Here is a 16,451-nt window from a genome sequence, read left to right on the forward strand (position 1 = left end):
GTAAATTGCTTAAAAATCATTATCTAATATCTACTAAATCCGAATCAACTATTGCCTTAATAATAACTAAAAAAGTTGGTCCTACCACAAAACCGATGGCACCAAGTATTCTGTAACCAGAAAAAAGTGCTGTCATAGTTGCCAAAGGATGTAAGCCGAGATTTTTACCCATAATTTTCCCCTCGGAAGCCGAGCGTATTCCTGCCAAAAATAAATGCAGCAGAAAAAGTGAAAAAGCCTGAGAAAAATTACCAAAAATAATTGACATTACTATCCAGGGGTAAAATAATAAAGCAGGACCAATAATAGGTATTAAATCAAGTATAGCAGCTGCAGCTCCAACAATTAGAGCATATTGATTACCCATTAATTTAACTCCAGTTCCAGCTACTATTCCACTAATTGTAATTAAAATTAACATTGCTCTAATATAACCAACAGCAGAACGGTTTAACTGAGTAAAAACATTAGCTATTTTAGGCTGTATGTCTTCTGGAAAAATATTTATTAGAAATTCTTTAATACTATCTCGATCTCTACTGATAAAAAATGTGGCTATAAAAGCTATAAAAAGAATCATAAACATACTTGGTAATTTGGTTAAAAAATCCAAAACTGAATTTATTACAGAAACAAGCGTATCTCTAACTCCATTGTATAATAACTGTAAATTGCTGTTAATTGCCTCTTTAACAGCAGCTGATATTTCCCAATTTTCCATAAAATTTTCTAATTCTAAATTTTGTTCAGAAATCCACTTTATTTGAGAATCAATGGAACGATAATCAGGTAGGTTGCGAAGCAGCCTGTTCAATTCTAAATAACCCTGTGCTCCCCCAATGATGAGCATGGTTACTAAAATTAAGATCACTAAAAATAATACGATGAGAACACTAAAACCCCTGTGTACTGGTATTTTATTGTCTAAATAATCTACAATGGGATTAATTAAACTGGCAATAACAGCAGCAATAATAAATGGCGTAAAATAAATAAAAACATGTTCTAAAATAACTAAACTAAATAACAAAAACAAAAACATTAAAAAGTATTTAATATACCATTTATTGATTGACATTTAATTCACCCCAGTAGTAATATAATGAAATAATATGTAAAAGGTGCTGTAAAAATAAAACTATCAAATCTATCTAAAATACCACCATGTCCAGGAATAATTGTCCCTGTATCTTTAACACCAAAATTTCTTTTGATACATGATTCAAATAAATCGCCCATGATTGCAACTGCAGGAAATAAAAAAGCAAAAATAATATAATAAATAGTTAATATTTCTAAAAAATAAGCTGCAGCGATGATAAAGAGTGCGGTTGTTAAAATTCCACCAACTGCACCAGCAATTGTCTTATTAGGGCTTATAATAGGCGCCATTGATTTTTTTCCGAATTTTTTTCCTACAAAATAAGCACCCGAATCAGTTAACCAGGTGGCAATTAAAACTAACCATAAAGCACTAGTATTAATAAAGGGATCTCGATTTAGATCTCTTAAAAAAACTGCAAAGGATAAGCCACCACCAATATAAATGACTGAAAAAAGTTGATAACTTAAGTTTTTAATGAATTGATTTTCTTCATAATTATATAAATGATAAATATAAAGACTAAAAATAATAATAAAAAAAATAATTCCATACGGTAAATAATTATAATTATTAGAAATCAAATAAACATTAAAAACAATCAAGACAGAACTTAAAGAAAGTAAAGTAAGTAATGCTTTTGATTTAATTTTAAGCATTCTTCCATATTCTCTAACTGCAAGCACAGAGATAATACTAACTGTAATAAAAAATGGTAGAGAACCTGCAAAGACTAAAAAAATTAATAATAAAATTCCTATAATAGCACTAATAATTCTTTTTTTAAGCATGCTGATCACCATCATTTAAGCCGCCAAATCTTCTTTCCCGCTGCTTGAATTCTTCAATCGCTTTGATTAAATCTTTTTCCTCAAAATCAGGCCAGAATTTATCGGTGAAATACAGTTCCGCATAAGCAGACTGCCAGAGTAAAAAATTACTAAGGCGCATATCTCCACCTGTTCTAATTAATAATTCTACTTCCTTGAGTTCTTTATTATATAAATAATCTGAAAAATTATTTTCATCAAATTGATCCAGAGACAGCTTATCTGCTTTATAAGCTTCAGCTAATCTTTTTGCTGCATCGGTAATCTCTGCTCTTCCACCATAATTAAAGGCAATATTTAATGTTAATTTTTTATTATTAGTAGAGCTTTGTTCGATATACTCTATTTCATCAGTTAAATTTTCCGATAATGCATCTTTTCTACCAATAAATTTAACTTTAACACCCTTTTCAATTAATTCTTCGACTTCATTACGCATAGTTTGCCTCATTAAAGTTAAAAGAAAATCAACCTCAGCTTTTGGTCTTTTCCAATTTTCTGTTGAAAAAGCATACACTGTTAGTGATGCAACATTTAAATTGACAGCAGCTTTTACTATTTTTTTAAGGGTTTTAACCCCTTCTTTATGGCCAGAAGTTCTATGTTTGTTTCTTTGTTGTGCCCAACGGCCATTACCATCCATGATTATTGCAATGTTTTTAGGGCTATTCATTAAAAAATCATCCCTTCCAATTAATTAATTACCCCCTAAAAAGGGGGCATAAATTAGCTGTTATATTGAAAAGACCAGGTTATCTGATAAATATTATTAACAATGTCTTTTTTTATTTTAAGAACTCTTTTTTTTCCACTGTTTTTCAAATTATCTTTATTTTGATATGGAGGTTTAATTTCTTTTAATCTATAATTGAGCTGTTTTTCTTCAAAAAAATTAACTGCTTTAGCAAGTGGAGAAGCTAATAATCTATACACTTCAAACTCCATGCTAAACTTCCATTATCTCTTCTTCTTTATTTTTAACTATGCTGTCTAATTTACCAATATACTCATCAGTTAACTCCTGAACATTATCAAGACCGCGGTGCATATTATCTTCAGAAATTTCTCCTTCATCTTCTAACATTTCTAATTCTTCATTAGCTTCGCGTCGAATTGCACGAATAGCAATTCTACCTTTTTCTGCTTTTTCATGCAGAATCTTGACTAGTTCTTTTCTTCTTTCTTCTGTTAATTGGGGAATATTAATTCGAATTACACTACCATCATTGCTGGGGTTAAGCCCCAAATTTTCCTGCATAATAGCCTTTTCAATTGTATCAATATTGTTTTTATCCCAGGGCTCAATTACTATCTGTCTGGCTTCTGGAGCAAAAACTTTTGCCATCTGCTGAATTGGAGTAGCAACTCCATAGTTGTTAGCTTTAATATTTTCGACTAATGATGGTCTAGCTCTACCAGTTCTAATGGTATTTAAATCTTCTTTTGTTTTTGCAAGTGTTTTCTGCATCTTATTTTCTGTTTCTTTCATTACTTCTCTAAACATAAATTTGGCCTCCTCAGATCTGATTGTTATTTAACAGAAGTTCCAATATCTTCGCCAAGCAATACCCGCTTAATGTTACCTTCTTTTTTAACTGCAAATACTTTTAAAGGTATTTTATTATCCATACAGAGTGAAACTGCTGTAAAGTCCATAACCCGCAAGGAGTTATTTAATAAGTCAATATAAGATAATGTCTCATGCTTTTGTGCATTCTCATTAACTGCAGGATCAGAATCATAGATTCCATCAACATTTTTAGCCATTAAGATTACATCTGCAGAAATTTCTGCTGCCCGTAAAGCTGCTGTAGTATCAGTTGAGAAAAATGGATTTCCTGTACCAGCCGCAAAGATAACCACTCTTCCTTTTTCTAAATGTCTGATTGCACGACGTCTAATATATGGCTCAGCAATCTGACGCATTTCAATTGCAGACTGAACTCTAGTTTCAATATCAAATTTTTCGATAGCATCCTGTAATGCTAATGCATTAATAACAGTAGCCAACATACCCATATAATCTGCTGTACCTCTGTCCATTCCTTTTGCACTACCTGCTATACCTCTAAATATATTGCCACCACCAACTACAACTGCCATTTCCACATTTGTAGACTTTACTACATCACTGATTTCTGCAGCAATTTTTTGAATCATGTCCGGGTCAATACCAAATCCATTATCACCGGCAAGGGCTTCCCCACTAATTTTAAGCAGTATTCTTGAATAAACTGGTTTTTCTGTCATTATATAATTAACCTCCATTAAATATTATTCTTCAATTTTTAGCTAATTCCTTTTTTAAAAGCAAATTTACTTAAAAAAAGAGAACACTTTCTCCAGTGCTCTCCTTTTTTAATTATTATTGATTTTTTGTCATAGCAGCAACTTCAGCCGCGAAATCTTCTTCTTTCTTTTCAATACCTTCACCGATTTCAAAGCGTGTAAACTGTTTAACTTCCATATCATTTTCCTCTAATATTTCTGAAACAGTTTGATCGTCGTTTCTAACAAATGGCTGCTCTAAAAGACAAACCTGAGTATAATACTTATTGATTTTACCTTCAATAATTTGATCAAGAATATGCTCTGGCTTTCCTTCATTTAACATTTGTTCTCTATAAATTTTCTTTTCTTTTTCAATTGATGTTGAGTCTACAGAAGCACGATCTAAAAATTCTGGATTGATAGCTGCAATATGCATTGCAATATCTTTAGCTGTTTGAGCTTTTTCTTCATTAAACTCATTAGCATACTCTACTAAAACACCAATTTTTCCACCCATGTGGATATAACCAAATAAATAACCATCAGTTTCAACTCTTTTAAATCTTCTCAGATTGATGTTTTCACCAATGCTTGCAATAGAAGCTTTAATTACATCATTCACTGTCTGGCTCTCATCTTTAAACCATTTTTCATTTTCAACAGCTTCTACTTCCTCTGCCTCACTCTGCATTAAATGATCTGAAATATCAGATACTAAAGTCTGGAACTGATCATTTTTAGCAACAAAATCAGTTTCGGAGTTAACCTCAACTAAAATACCTTTTTTGCGATCATCACTGATATTTAAGCTTACTAATCCCTCTGCAGCAACACGACCAGCTTTTTTAGCAGCAGCCGCCATCCCTTTTTCTCTCAAAAATTCTACAGCAGCTTCAACATCACCATCAACTTCATTTAAAGCCTTTTTGCAGTCAAGAACACCTGCACCGGTACGGGAACGAAGCTCTTTTATATCTTTCATTGTAACGCCCATTTATTAATAACCTCCTTATAGTAACTTATAGAACTTTTAAATAAATAATTTTTATTAACGTTTGATTTATAATTTAATAATTATATATATATAATTAAAATTATGCTAGAAAAAAAGCGCTGCAAAGCTTAAAACTTCACCAGCGCTTTTTATAATTCTTAATTATTCAGCAGTATTTTCTTCAGCTTCAGCTTGTTCTTTAACTTCAGCTTCTTGTTTACCCTGCTTTCCAGCAAGTACTGCATCAGAAATAACACTGGTAATCAATTTGACAGCTCTAATAGCATCATCATTACCAGGAATGACATAATCTATCAGATCTGGATCACAGTTAGTATCTAAAATTGATACAATTGGGATATCAAGTTTTCTTGCTTCAGAAACTGCGATATCTTCTTTTCTTGCATCTGTGATAAAGATTACATCTGGTAAGCCATTCATATCTCTAATTCCACCGAGGAATCTCTCAAGTTTATCGTGTTCTTTGTTTAACTCGATAACCTCTTTTTTAGGAAGAACTTCAAAAATACCTTCTTCTTCCATCTGCTCGATTTCTTCTAAACGATCAATACGCTTTTTGATAGTATTATAATTAGTTAACATACCACCTAACCAACGCTGATTAACATAAGGCATTCCGCATTTTTCAGCTTCTTTTTTAATAGTTTCCTGTGCCTGACGCTTAGTTCCAACGAACAGTACATTTTTACCTTGAGCAGCTTGTTCCTTAACGAAATTATATGCATCGTCAATTAACTTAACTGTCTGCTGAAGGTCAATAATGTAAATTCCATTTCTTTCGGTGAAAATATATGGTTTCATCTTTGGGTTCCATCTCTTAGTCTGATGACCAAAATGAACACCCGATTCGAGGAGTTGTTTCATATTTACAACTGACATAACTCCTGCACCTCCTTTCTGGTTTTAGCCTCCGACAGCATCAATTCTAAACACAACTGTATTAAATACAGCACCAGCATTTAGATCAACTGTCGTGTGTATTTTGCCACAAAAAAGTATACCATAGACTTGAAGTTTAATCAAGCTATTTTGAAAAAATAATTTTATTTTAAGCGATAAAAAACTCCTCTTATTATAAGAGGAGCCCCTAAAATCAAGGATTTTTAATATTTATCCTTTTAGTTTTTCTAATTCAGGTAATAAATTATCATTAAGTACTTTAATATATGTTCCTTTCATACCTAATGAGCGCGATTCAATTACACCAGCACTTTCAAATTTACGGAGAGCATTAACAATAACGGATCTTGTAATGCCAACTCTATCTGCAACTTTGCTGGCTACTAATAATCCTTCTTCTCCATCTAATTCTTCAAAAATATGTTCAATTGCTTCTAACTCAGAATAGGAAAGAGTATCAATTGCAATTTGAACTGCAGCTTTTTTACGAGCTTCTTTTTCGATTTTTTCACTGCGGGAACGTAAAATTTCCATTCCTACAACTGCTGCCCCATATTCTGCTAAAACTAAATCTTCATCATTAAATTCAGAACCATAGCGAGCAAGCACCAAAGTCCCTAATCTATCGCCACCACCGATTACTGGAACAATTGTGGTTAACTTATCTTCAAATAAGCAGTCTTCGCCATCTGCAAATACACACTTGCCATCCTTTTGTTCTATATTAGATTTAGTTTCTCTTATTCTTAATAATCCTTTATTATAGTCTTCTGGAAATTCACCGTGATCTATAACTTCTTCTTCCATAATATCACATTCGAAATCATCAAGTAAACTGTAACCTAATATCTTACCCTTTCCACTTGTAACATAAATGTTACATCTGACAGCTTCTTTTAAGACATAAGCCATATCAGAAAAGTCGACTGCATTTCCACCTGTTCTCTGTAATAATCGGTTAATCTTTCTGCTTTTTTCTAGTAAACTACCCATTTTAAATCTCCTCCATTTTCAGTTTTTAAATTATAAAATATATTTACTTAAGTCTTTATTTGCAACAACATCTTTTAGCTTATCATTTACATATTCAACATTAATTTCAATTTTTTCTTGATCCATACCTGGAGCTTCAAAAGACAGATCTTCTAATAATTTTTCCATAATCGTATGCAGCCTTCTGGCCCCAATATTTTCGGTTTCTTCGTTAATATCATAGGCAAAACCAGATATTTCTTCTACCGCAGATTCAGTGAATTCAATCGTGATGCCCTCAGTCTCTAATAATGCCTTGTACTGTTTGACTAAAGAATTTTGTGGGAGAAGTAGTATATCTTTGAAATTTTCCCGGCTGAGACTGTCTAAATTAACTCTCAAAGGGAATCTACCCTGTAGTTCAGGTATCAAGTCTGCTGGTGAAGAAACATGGAAGGCACCTGCAGCAATAAAAAGAATGTGATCCGTTTTAACTGAACCATGTTTAGTGCTGACAGTTGATCCTTCAACTATTGGCAGAATATCTCTCTGAACACCCTGTCTCGAAACTTCCGGGCCAGAATTAGATTCTCTACCAGCAATTTTATCGATTTCATCTAAGAAAATTATCCCATCTTCTTCTACCTTTTCTATCGCTTCGGCTTTAACTTGATCCATGTCAATTAATTTTTGTGCTTCTTCATCTTTAAGCATTTCTTTAGCCTGAGCAATAGTAACTTTTTTCTTCTGCTTTTTATTAGGGAAAATATTCCCCAGCATATCCTGAAAATTAATACCCATTTCTTCTACACCAGATCCAGAAAAGACTTCCATCATTTGAGTATTATTTTCTTCAACTTCAATTTCAATTTTTTGATCGTCCAGCTTACCTTCTTTAATTCTGTCGTACATTCTTTTTCTCCTGGCAGCTACTCGATCATCCACATTTTCATTTGTTTTTTTAACATCATCAACTAGATTAGAATAATAATCATCTTTATTTTTGCTTTTCCCAGGCAGCATATGATCTACAATCCTTTGAATAGCCTGTTTTTCTGCTTCAATCTCTACCGCTTCCATTTTATCTTCTCTGACCATTCTAATCGCTGATTCTGTAAGATCTCTTATCATTGATTCTACATCTCGGCCAACATAGCCGACTTCAGTAAACTTAGTTACTTCTATTTTAATAAAAGGCGACCTAGCAATTTTAGCAAGTCTGCGGGCAATTTCTGTTTTACCAACTCCCGTAGGTCCAATCATTAAAATATTTTTGGGAATAATTTCATCTTTCATTTCATCTTTTACTAATTTTCTTCTATATCTATTTCGCAAGGCAATAGCTACTGATTTCTTAGCTTTTGACTGTCCAATTATATATTTATCCAATTCAGCAACGATTTCTTTTGGCGTTAATTGATTATTCACCTTTGTCAGACTCACCTCCATCTAGCTCCTCTAAAGTAATATTTTCGTTAGTATAAATACAAATAGAAGCCGCTATTTTGAGTGCTTCACTGGCTATATCCCCGGCATTCAGGTCTTGAGTGTGTTCGGTTAATGCTGTGGCAGCTGCTCTTGCATAAGGGCCACCAGAACCAATAGCAGTAATCTTGCCATCAGGTTCAATAACATCACCATTACCTGAAATAATAAGGATTTCATCCAGATCTGCAACAATTAGCAAAGCTTCAAGTTTTCTCAAAATTTTATCTGTTCGCCATTCTTTGGCCAGCTCAACTGCTGCCCGCTGCAGACTTCCATGGTATTCCTCTAATTTACCCTCAAATTTTTCAAAAAGAGTAAATGCATCTGCAGATGTTCCAGCGAATCCAGCTAAAATTTTGCCATTATATAATCTTCTGACTTTTCTGGCTGTACTTTTCATAACTGTATTGCCCAGTGTTACCTGACCATCCCCAGCTAAAGCCATACAACCATTATGTTTTACGGCAACTATAGTAGTTGCTTCAAAATCTGTAATCGACAATTTAGAACCTCCTTTACTTATAAACTTATATTTTTTAAATTGTCACATGATTCAAAATATTTTAATCTATTTTGTTAATATTAACATGAATTACTTCAAAAAGTCAAGTTTTAGCAATTAATTTCACAATATTCTAATCAGTTTCTAATCTTTAAATATTCATTCAGCGTTAGCTTTTATTAGTTATTATTATTATAAAAAACGCTTATATATAAATAATTAAAGCTCCCCCCAAAATTCAATCAAACTAGAAAATTGGAGAAAGCTCAATAGTTTTAATAAATTAGATAATAATTAGTCTGCTTTTTCTGTATGTCCACATTCTTTGTTAGTACATTTATAATGTTTGCCTTTTGCCTTAGTAGTTTTTTCAACCATTAGACTGCCACATTCTGGACATGGTTTTTTAACAGGTTTATTCCAACTCATAAAATTACAGTCTGGATAATTACTACATCCATAAAAAGTTCTTCCTTTTTTAGATGTTCTCTCAATAACTTCTCCATCTTCACATTCCGGACAATCAACACCAGTTTTAATAAGATACGGTTTAGTATTTTTACATTCCGGGTAACTTGAGCAGGCTAGAAACTTACCATAGCGGCCATATTTAACAACCATTGGACTACCACATTTTTCACAAACTTCATCTGTTTCTTCTACTATTTGAACTCTTTCCATGTTCTCTCTTGCATTTTCTAAACGATTATAAAAAGGTTCATAAAAATCTCTTAATATTTTTTTCCAATTTTCATTTCCCTTTTCAATTTCATCAAGTCTTTTCTCTAAATCAGCAGTAAACTCTACATCTGTTACATCAGGAAAATACTCAGTTAATAATTCAGTAACAGTTTCTCCAAGCTCTGTTGGTTTAAAATACCGACCTTCTTTTTCCACATAATCTCTAGATTCAATTGTAGAGAGTGTAGGAGCATATGTACTCGGACGTCCTATTCCCTCTTCTTCTAAAGTTTTTACCAGTGTCGCCTCTGAGTATCTCGGAGGTGGAGTGGTAAAATGCTGTTCGGGATTTGTTTTAACTAAAGAATATTTATCTCCTTCATTTAAAACCGGAAGGTCAATGTTATCCTCTTTTTCTTTTCCAGTTAAAATTAAATGACCCGGAAATAAGAGACGGGAACCGCTGACTCTAAATTTATATTTTTCTCCAGCTTTAAATTGAGCTGAAATACTTTCGTAAAGAGCAGGACTCATCTGGCTTGCTACAAATCTTTTCCAGATTAAATCATATAGTTTAAATTGATCTTTAGATAAATGTTTTTTCATCTTCTCAGGTGTTCGCTGCGTGTCAGTAGGCCTAATCGCCTCGTGAGCATCCTGAGCGTTCGAATTCTTCTTAGATTTTTTCTTGGAGCTTTTTAGAAACTTGTCTCCAAATTTATTTAAAATATAATCTTTAGCACCATTTTTTGCTTCATTAGAAAGTCTGGTACTATCAGTTCTAATATAAGAAATCAAACCAACTGTACCCTCACTACCAACATCTATACCTTCATATAACTGTTGAGCAAGATACATGGTCTTTTTAGCAGTATAATTAAGTTTATTAGAAGCTCGCTGCTGCAGGGTTGAAGTTGTAAAAGGTGATTTGGGATTGCGCCTTCTTTTTCTCTTTTTAACCTTTATAATTTCAAATTCTTCATTTTTAATGTCTTCAATGACCTGATCTGTTTCTTCTTTATTTTCCAGATTAAACTTTTTATTATCAATTCTATATAGATCAGCTTTAAGTACTTCACCTTTTTCATTCTTTAACTCAATTTCTAAACTCCAATATTCTTCTTCATCAAAATTACGGATTTCTTCTTCACGCTCACAGATTATTTTAACAGCAACTGTCTGGACTCTACCTGCACTTAAACCCTTACGCACTTTTTTCCATAATAAAGGACTTAAGCGATAACCAACTATCCGGTCCAATAACCGTCTTGCCTGTTGAGCATCTACCAGATCCTTATCTATTGTCCGTGGGTTTTTGATTGCATTCTGAATCGCGCTTTTAGTTATTTCATTAAATTCTATTCGATTATTATTTTCATCAGATAATTTTAAGGCATAAGCTAGATGCCAGGAAATAGCTTCTCCCTCTCTATCAGGGTCAGTTGCAAGAAAAACTTCATCACTTTTTTTAGCAGCTTTTCTTAATTTGTTTAAAGTTTTACCCTTACCTCTAATTGTAATATAATTTGGTTCAAAATCCTCTTCGAGATCTATTCCTAATTTACTTTTTGGTAAATCTCTAACATGTCCCATTGATGCTTCTACTTTATAATTCCTACCCAAAAATTTCTTTATAGTTTTTGCTTTTGCAGGTGACTCTACAATCACCAGATTCTTTTTTTTCTTTGCCATTAAATTTATACCTCCAGTAAACCCTTAGTTTACTCTCTGTTGTTTTAATAAGCCCGGATTAAATTCGTTAAACTCAGCTGAAATTGTTAATAATGAATCAGAATCATCAACAACATCACTAATTATCTCCCAGACTAAATCTGCCTCCAAATTATTAACACTTGCCAACTGAAACATTCTAAATATAATTATTTCTAACTCATCTGCAGTCAGTATTCCCATTGCATTGAGCTTAAAAATTATAGATTTGATTTCATTACTAAAATAAAAATTTTCTACCTTTGTAAATACACGGTTATAGCCGCTGTGCATTTCATGATCTATATAATAATCCTGATCACCTACAGATATTATCTCACTAAATATAATATCAAATGCTTCACTAATATTTTCAATTGTATATCCTTTATTTTCAAGTTCTATTATAATATCTTCTTGTTTTTTCCATAAATCTTCATTATTCAGCATTTTATGGATCAAAACACTAAGAATTTCTATAACTTTTTTATTCATATTATTCTGGCATTTATGCCTTAAGGCCTCCCTGAATTAAGAAAATCTTTAACTAGTATATTATTATATTGGTTTAAGAAGATTTTGTAAACCCTTAAATTGATATTTTTTTCCTTTTAATCGAATTATAATGTTCATTAGTTCTAATTTTACCAGTATTCTATCCATTTTTTCTGTAGTCAAATTACTTAATTTAATTAAATCATCATAATAAATTTCTATTTCATGCTGAAAAAGTTTTAAAACTTTTATTTCTTCGTAATTTAAATCTGGATAGACTTTTTTGGTTAATCTATCATTTTCAATAAAATTATTTTCTCTTTTTTCTTTCTGCAGATACTGACTAAGGTAATCACTGACATCACTTACCTTTGTAAAAATTGCTGCTCCTTTTTTGATAAGTCGATTAGAGCCTACCGAATTTGGTCGATCTATATTAGCTGGCACAGCCATAATATCTTTTCCCTGTTCAAGGGCATAATCAACTGTGATTAAAGTGCCACTTTTAGCTCCTGCTTCTACTACCAATATTAAATCTGCTAAAGCACTAATAATTCTGTTTCTTCTGGGAAAATTTTTCGCCTTTGGTGAAACTTCAGGGTTAAATTCTGTTAACATCAAACCTTTATTGATTATTTTTTGAGATAAAAATTTATTTTGGGAAGGATATAAATAATTAAATCCATTACCTAAAATCGCTGTTGTTATACCTGCATCTACAGATAAGGCACCTTGATGAGCAGTACTATCAATTCCATTGGCTAAACCACTAATAATATTTACTCCCATTTTGGCAAGTTCTGCAGCAGTTCTGCTGGCTATTTTTCGTCCGTAAACTGTAGAATTTCTGGAACCAATGATTGCGACAGCCGGCAGCTGAAAATTTAAAATTCCTTTATAAAAAATAACAGGTGGAGGGTCATATATCTCTTTTAGTTTTTGGGGATATTTCTGATCATAGAGAGTTAAATATTTAATATTTTCTTTTTTTAAATCAGCAGCAATTTTTTCAGCCTTAAATTTATTTTTATATTTATTAAATTCTTTAATTTTAGAAGTTTTCAAACCCAGATTTTTTAACTGATGATCATTTAGCTGCCAAATAAGCTCCAATTTTTTTACTTTTTTGATTAAGTTTGCAATTGTTTTAGGTCCAAAACCATTTAAATTATTTAAAAAGATAACTGCTAAGCCATTTATATCCATAATTTACCTCCTATATTTTATTTATATTATATATCCAAAAAATGTTAATAGCAAATAAATTCCAAAATATAAAGGAAGATTAGACTTGTTATTGAATAATAATAAATAACCGAAAATTATATTTTTAAATAAAATAAATGATAAAGGAGGAATATTATTGATTAATTCTACTAAATACAATACTATCCTATATTTTTTAAGTGTACTTGCATTTATCATGGGCTTTATTATTGTTGTACCGTTAGTGCTTGCCTTTATTTATCAGGAAGGAAACAGCATTTATCAGGCATTTTATTATACTATTATTATCTCATTAATTACAGGTACACTTTTAAAACTGCCCACAGATCCCGAAAATATTTATATAGATTTAACTACGGCCATGTTATTATGTGCCTTAGGTTGGATTATTGTTTCAATTTTAGGTGCTCTCCCTTTTATGATTGGGATTGAAAAATCTTTTGTAGATTCATTTTTTGAAGCAGTAAGTGGTTTTACAACTACAGGGATCACTGTTTTTACCGGACTTGATTCAATGCCTAAATCCATAATTTTTTGGAGAAGTTTAATGCAGCTTTTAGGTGGTTTGGGTATTTTAACTTTTTTCCTTTTAGTTTCAACTAGAGCTAAAGGAGAAACCTGGCAGTTATTTAGTGCAGAAAGCCATAAAATTAATGTTTCGCGACCTGTACCAAATATTTTTAAAACCGTAAAAATACTCTGGATGATATATTTAGGTTTTATGTTTTTACAAAGTATTATTCTTATTTTTCTTGGCTTATCTGTTTTTGATGCTTTTACTCATAGTTTTACTACTTTATCAACTGGTGGCTTTTCTCATTATGATGCTAGTATTGCCCATTATGCTAACACTGGTTATAAAAATTATATTTTAATTGAATATGTAATAACATTTTTTATGTTTTTAGGTGGAGTTAACTTTTTACTTCATTTTAGATTTTTTACTAAGGATTTTGAAAGCATTAAACAAAACAGTGAATTAAAAACTTTCTTAAGGTTGATCTTTTATTCAACAGTTTTCATTAGTATTTTGATCATAGTTTTAAATACTGCTGCTGATTTCAAGGCAGAAGAAATTTTTCGTAAAACACTATTTCAAATCACTTCAATAATTACTACAACAGGCTTTGGTACCCAAAGTATTAATTCCACGTTTTTCCCAGCTGCCGCCCGACAGATTTTTATAGTATTTATGCTGATTGGTGGTAGTGTAGGTTCTACAGCCGGTGGTATTAAAGTAATGCGTTTAAATATTTTAGGTGGTTTATTTAAAAGAGAAATTAAAAAAATATATTTACCAAACCATGCAGTTTTACCGGTAACTCTTGATAAAAGTATTATTGAAAGTGATGAAATTAATAAGCTAACAGGCTTATTTTCTTTCTGGCTGGTTTTGATTTTTATCGGAGGTATAATAACTTCTGTTTTCTCAGATCTTAATGGATGGCAGGCTTTTTCAGGTATGTTTTCTGCTATGGGAAATATAGGACCATTTTTCTTTTCTGTTGAAAAAATGGCTTCACTTTCTCCGGTAATTAAAATAACATATATTATAGGAATGCTGGCGGGAAGACTAGAAATATTACCGATTATCATCTTATTTTCTAGGCAAGCCTGGAAAGATTAAATTTATAAATTTTAAATATTTGGAGGTAAAATAATGTATATAATTATTGCTGGTGGAGGAATTGCAGGCAGGAATTTAACAAAAAATTTAGTTAATAAACACGATGTAATTGTGATTGAAAAAGAACAAAGTGTAGCTGAAAAAATATACAGCCGCTATGGAGCAGTAACTGTCTTAGGAAGTGCAACAAGAATTGATATTTTAAAAGAAGCTGGTATAGAAAAATGTGATGTAGCAATTGCAGTAATGAGAGATGATGCAGATAATTTATCTTTTTCACTTCTAGCTAAAAATTTTGGAGTAGAAAAGATTTTAGTTAGAATGAGAGAACCCGAATATGAAAATGCTTTTGAGATGGCTGGAGCAACAAATATTGCTGCTACCATGGAGCTGATTGTAGATCGTTTTATTACTGATATTGAAGAGCCAGATGTCAGAAAGGTTGCTTCCTTAGGTGATGGAAAAGCTGAAGTTTCTATCTTGACAATTCCACCAGAATCCCCAATTTCTGGTATGAAAATTTCGGAAATAGTAAGTCAGAAAAACTTTCCTGAAAACTGTGTAATAGCCGGAATTTTTGATAAGGCACAGGATAGATATATAGTACCTAGAGGTAATAGAGAGATTTTTGCAGGTAATCAGGTCTTTTTGGTAGCTTCGAAAGATGATATGGAAAGAGCTGCGGATTTTTTATTAAATAAGGAATAAAAATAATTAAATATGAGTAAAATAAAAAGCTGAGTGCAGTTAAAAAATGCACTCAGCTTTATTTGTTCTATAAACTGTTAATATAATTCTACTTCTGCTGATACTGAAACATTAATATTTACTTTTTGTTCAGCTAATGGAACTTCTGAAATGCTGCTTGATTCGGCTGACCTTGTCATAGATTGCAAAGCGTTGCTACCATAAATATTCTGCTGACCAAAGTTAATTTCTTTAATTCTATAATTTTCTTTATCAAGATTTTCTGCCATAAAAGCAGCTTTATCTTTTAGAGAACTTAAAGCGACAGCGGTAACTTCTTCTAATGCTTTTTCATTACTTTCTAATCTGTAATCTATATTTACAACTCTATTTGCTCCAGCATTTAGTAATTCACCCAAAAGAACAGGCAGTTCAGCTAAATTTTTACTTGTAAACTTAATTTGGTTACTGACTTTATAATATGTTATTCTTTCTCTTTTTCCATTCCCATCATCATCATTTACTGTAATATAATTAGTATAGGGATAAACTCTAAAACCCTGTGTTTCAACATTTTCTAATTCTTCTGCTTCTAAAATAGACATCAATTGACTCACAATTTGATTGTTTTCTTCTACTGCTGTTGCTTGATCTCTACTTTCATTTTCAAAACCCAGTACAACCTCAACTATTTCTGGATCATATTCCCGCTGCTGACTAATGCTTAAATTAGTTGTGATATAATCCTCATCTACCTTTTCTACAGTTTCTTCTTTTTCTGCTGTTTGAACTATTGGTGTGTTAAAATATAAACCATTTACAACTAACACTGATAATAAGATTAAAGCGATAAAAACTAAAAATGTTCCTAAATTCTTGCTCATAAAACCCCTCCATTTGCTTTTGCTAATATAATTATCTTTTTTATAATTTTACTCTTATCT

General features: G+C 31.7%; 17 protein-coding genes. 2 read left to right on the forward strand and 15 right to left on the reverse strand.

Annotation, left to right across the window (positions count from 1 at the left end):
* Positions 1–19: 19 nt before the first annotated feature.
* The 14 genes from ytvI to dprA all read right to left on the reverse strand — a co-directional run bounded on the left by ytvI (position 20) and on the right by dprA (position 13,172).
* Positions 20–1,078, reverse strand: a complete 1,059-nt coding sequence (gene ytvI / locus HSACCH_RS05960) for a sporulation integral membrane protein YtvI (protein WP_005488595.1) — start codon at positions 1,076–1,078, stop codon at positions 20–22.
* Positions 1,079–1,083: 5 nt separating this feature from the next.
* A complete protein-coding gene (locus HSACCH_RS05965) occupies positions 1,084–1,893 on the reverse strand; it encodes a phosphatidate cytidylyltransferase (protein ID WP_005488597.1) in 810 nt (269 codons plus the stop codon).
* Entirely contained in the window at positions 1,886–2,605 is a 720-nt protein-coding gene (locus tag HSACCH_RS05970) for an isoprenyl transferase (RefSeq protein WP_005488598.1), read from the reverse strand. Before HSACCH_RS05970 ends, HSACCH_RS05965 begins: the two co-directional genes overlap by 8 nt.
* A gap of 53 nt (positions 2,606–2,658) precedes the next feature.
* Positions 2,659–2,877: an SPX domain-containing protein gene (locus HSACCH_RS05975; protein WP_005488599.1), complete on the reverse strand. Its 219-nt coding sequence runs from the start codon at positions 2,875–2,877 to the stop codon at positions 2,659–2,661.
* 1 nt (position 2,878) lies between these two features.
* Positions 2,879–3,436, reverse strand: coding sequence for a ribosome recycling factor (frr, locus tag HSACCH_RS05980; RefSeq protein WP_005488600.1), 558 nt, complete (start codon positions 3,434–3,436; stop codon positions 2,879–2,881).
* A gap of 26 nt (positions 3,437–3,462) precedes the next feature.
* Positions 3,463–4,182 carry a UMP kinase gene (pyrH, locus tag HSACCH_RS05985; protein WP_005488601.1) on the reverse strand — a complete coding sequence of 240 codons (720 nt, stop codon included), beginning with the start codon at positions 4,180–4,182 and terminating at the stop codon, positions 3,463–3,465.
* Positions 4,183–4,297: 115 nt separating this feature from the next.
* On the reverse strand, positions 4,298–5,197 hold the full coding sequence (gene tsf / locus HSACCH_RS05990; protein WP_005488602.1) for a translation elongation factor Ts: 900 nt from the start codon (positions 5,195–5,197) through the stop codon (positions 4,298–4,300).
* Positions 5,198–5,359: 162 nt separating this feature from the next.
* Positions 5,360–6,097: a 30S ribosomal protein S2 gene (gene rpsB, locus HSACCH_RS05995; RefSeq protein ID WP_005488603.1), complete on the reverse strand. Its 738-nt coding sequence runs from the start codon at positions 6,095–6,097 to the stop codon at positions 5,360–5,362.
* 231 nt (positions 6,098–6,328) lie between these two features.
* The gene (gene codY, locus HSACCH_RS06000; RefSeq protein ID WP_005488604.1) at positions 6,329–7,111 is read right to left on the reverse strand and encodes a GTP-sensing pleiotropic transcriptional regulator CodY; all 783 of its coding nucleotides are present in this window, start codon (positions 7,109–7,111) and stop codon (positions 6,329–6,331) included.
* Positions 7,112–7,141: 30 nt separating this feature from the next.
* Positions 7,142–8,539, reverse strand: coding sequence for an ATP-dependent protease ATPase subunit HslU (hslU, locus tag HSACCH_RS06005; RefSeq protein ID WP_200858880.1), 1,398 nt, complete (start codon positions 8,537–8,539; stop codon positions 7,142–7,144).
* Positions 8,511–9,080: an ATP-dependent protease subunit HslV gene (gene hslV / locus HSACCH_RS06010; RefSeq protein ID WP_005488608.1), complete on the reverse strand. Its 570-nt coding sequence runs from the start codon at positions 9,078–9,080 to the stop codon at positions 8,511–8,513. The genes hslU and hslV overlap by 29 nt, the downstream gene beginning before the upstream one ends.
* A 294-nt stretch (positions 9,081–9,374) precedes the next feature.
* On the reverse strand, positions 9,375–11,453 hold the full coding sequence (gene topA, locus HSACCH_RS06015; RefSeq protein WP_005488609.1) for a type I DNA topoisomerase: 2,079 nt from the start codon (positions 11,451–11,453) through the stop codon (positions 9,375–9,377).
* Positions 11,454–11,477: 24 nt separating this feature from the next.
* On the reverse strand, positions 11,478–11,966 hold the full coding sequence (locus tag HSACCH_RS06020; RefSeq protein ID WP_005488610.1) for a DUF494 family protein: 489 nt from the start codon (positions 11,964–11,966) through the stop codon (positions 11,478–11,480).
* Positions 11,967–12,029: 63 nt separating this feature from the next.
* Positions 12,030–13,172 (reverse strand): DNA-processing protein DprA, encoded by a 1,143-nt coding sequence (dprA, locus tag HSACCH_RS06025; protein ID WP_005488611.1) that lies wholly within the window; start codon positions 13,170–13,172, stop codon positions 12,030–12,032.
* Between the two features lie 157 nt (positions 13,173–13,329).
* Here dprA and HSACCH_RS06030 point away from each other — a divergent pair, with 157 nt between their 5' ends.
* Positions 13,330–14,820 carry a TrkH family potassium uptake protein gene (locus tag HSACCH_RS06030; protein WP_005488612.1) on the forward strand — a complete coding sequence of 497 codons (1,491 nt, stop codon included), beginning with the start codon at positions 13,330–13,332 and terminating at the stop codon, positions 14,818–14,820.
* 33 nt (positions 14,821–14,853) lie between these two features.
* Entirely contained in the window at positions 14,854–15,528 is a 675-nt protein-coding gene (locus tag HSACCH_RS06035) for a potassium channel family protein (protein WP_005488613.1), read from the forward strand.
* Between the two features lie 77 nt (positions 15,529–15,605).
* On the opposite strand, the gene HSACCH_RS06040 is transcribed toward HSACCH_RS06035, so the two are convergent.
* Positions 15,606–16,391: an SIMPL domain-containing protein gene (locus HSACCH_RS06040; protein ID WP_005488614.1), complete on the reverse strand. Its 786-nt coding sequence runs from the start codon at positions 16,389–16,391 to the stop codon at positions 15,606–15,608.
* Between the last annotated feature and the right edge of the window lie 60 nt (positions 16,392–16,451).

The organism is Halanaerobium saccharolyticum subsp. saccharolyticum DSM 6643, assembly GCF_000350165.1.
In the GTDB taxonomy this organism is placed as follows: Bacteria; Bacillota; Halanaerobiia; order Halanaerobiales; family Halanaerobiaceae; genus Halanaerobium; species Halanaerobium saccharolyticum.

Coding starts and splice junctions, on each gene's coding strand:
- ytvI (WP_005488595.1), bottom strand. CDS start 1,078: ATGTCAATCAATAAATGGTATATTAAATACTTTTTAATGTTTTTGTTT.
- HSACCH_RS05965 (WP_005488597.1), bottom strand. CDS start 1,893: ATGCTTAAAAAAAGAATTATTAGTGCTATTATAGGAATTTTATTATTA.
- HSACCH_RS05970 (WP_005488598.1), bottom strand. CDS start 2,605: ATGAATAGCCCTAAAAACATTGCAATAATCATGGATGGTAATGGCCGT.
- HSACCH_RS05975 (WP_005488599.1), bottom strand. CDS start 2,877: ATGGAGTTTGAAGTGTATAGATTATTAGCTTCTCCACTTGCTAAAGCA.
- frr (WP_005488600.1), bottom strand. CDS start 3,436: ATGTTTAGAGAAGTAATGAAAGAAACAGAAAATAAGATGCAGAAAACA.
- pyrH (WP_005488601.1), bottom strand. CDS start 4,182: ATGACAGAAAAACCAGTTTATTCAAGAATACTGCTTAAAATTAGTGGG.
- tsf (WP_005488602.1), bottom strand. CDS start 5,197: ATGGGCGTTACAATGAAAGATATAAAAGAGCTTCGTTCCCGTACCGGT.
- rpsB (WP_005488603.1), bottom strand. CDS start 6,097: ATGTCAGTTGTAAATATGAAACAACTCCTCGAATCGGGTGTTCATTTT.
- codY (WP_005488604.1), bottom strand. CDS start 7,111: ATGGGTAGTTTACTAGAAAAAAGCAGAAAGATTAACCGATTATTACAG.
- hslU (WP_200858880.1), bottom strand. CDS start 8,539: ATGGAGGTGAGTCTGACAAAGGTGAATAATCAATTAACGCCAAAAGAA.
- topA (WP_005488609.1), bottom strand. CDS start 11,453: ATGGCAAAGAAAAAAAAGAATCTGGTGATTGTAGAGTCACCTGCAAAA.
- HSACCH_RS06020 (WP_005488610.1), bottom strand. CDS start 11,966: ATGAATAAAAAAGTTATAGAAATTCTTAGTGTTTTGATCCATAAAATG.
- dprA (WP_005488611.1), bottom strand. CDS start 13,172: ATGGATATAAATGGCTTAGCAGTTATCTTTTTAAATAATTTAAATGGT.
- HSACCH_RS06035 (WP_005488613.1), top strand. CDS start 14,854: ATGTATATAATTATTGCTGGTGGAGGAATTGCAGGCAGGAATTTAACA.
- HSACCH_RS06040 (WP_005488614.1), bottom strand. CDS start 16,391: ATGAGCAAGAATTTAGGAACATTTTTAGTTTTTATCGCTTTAATCTTA.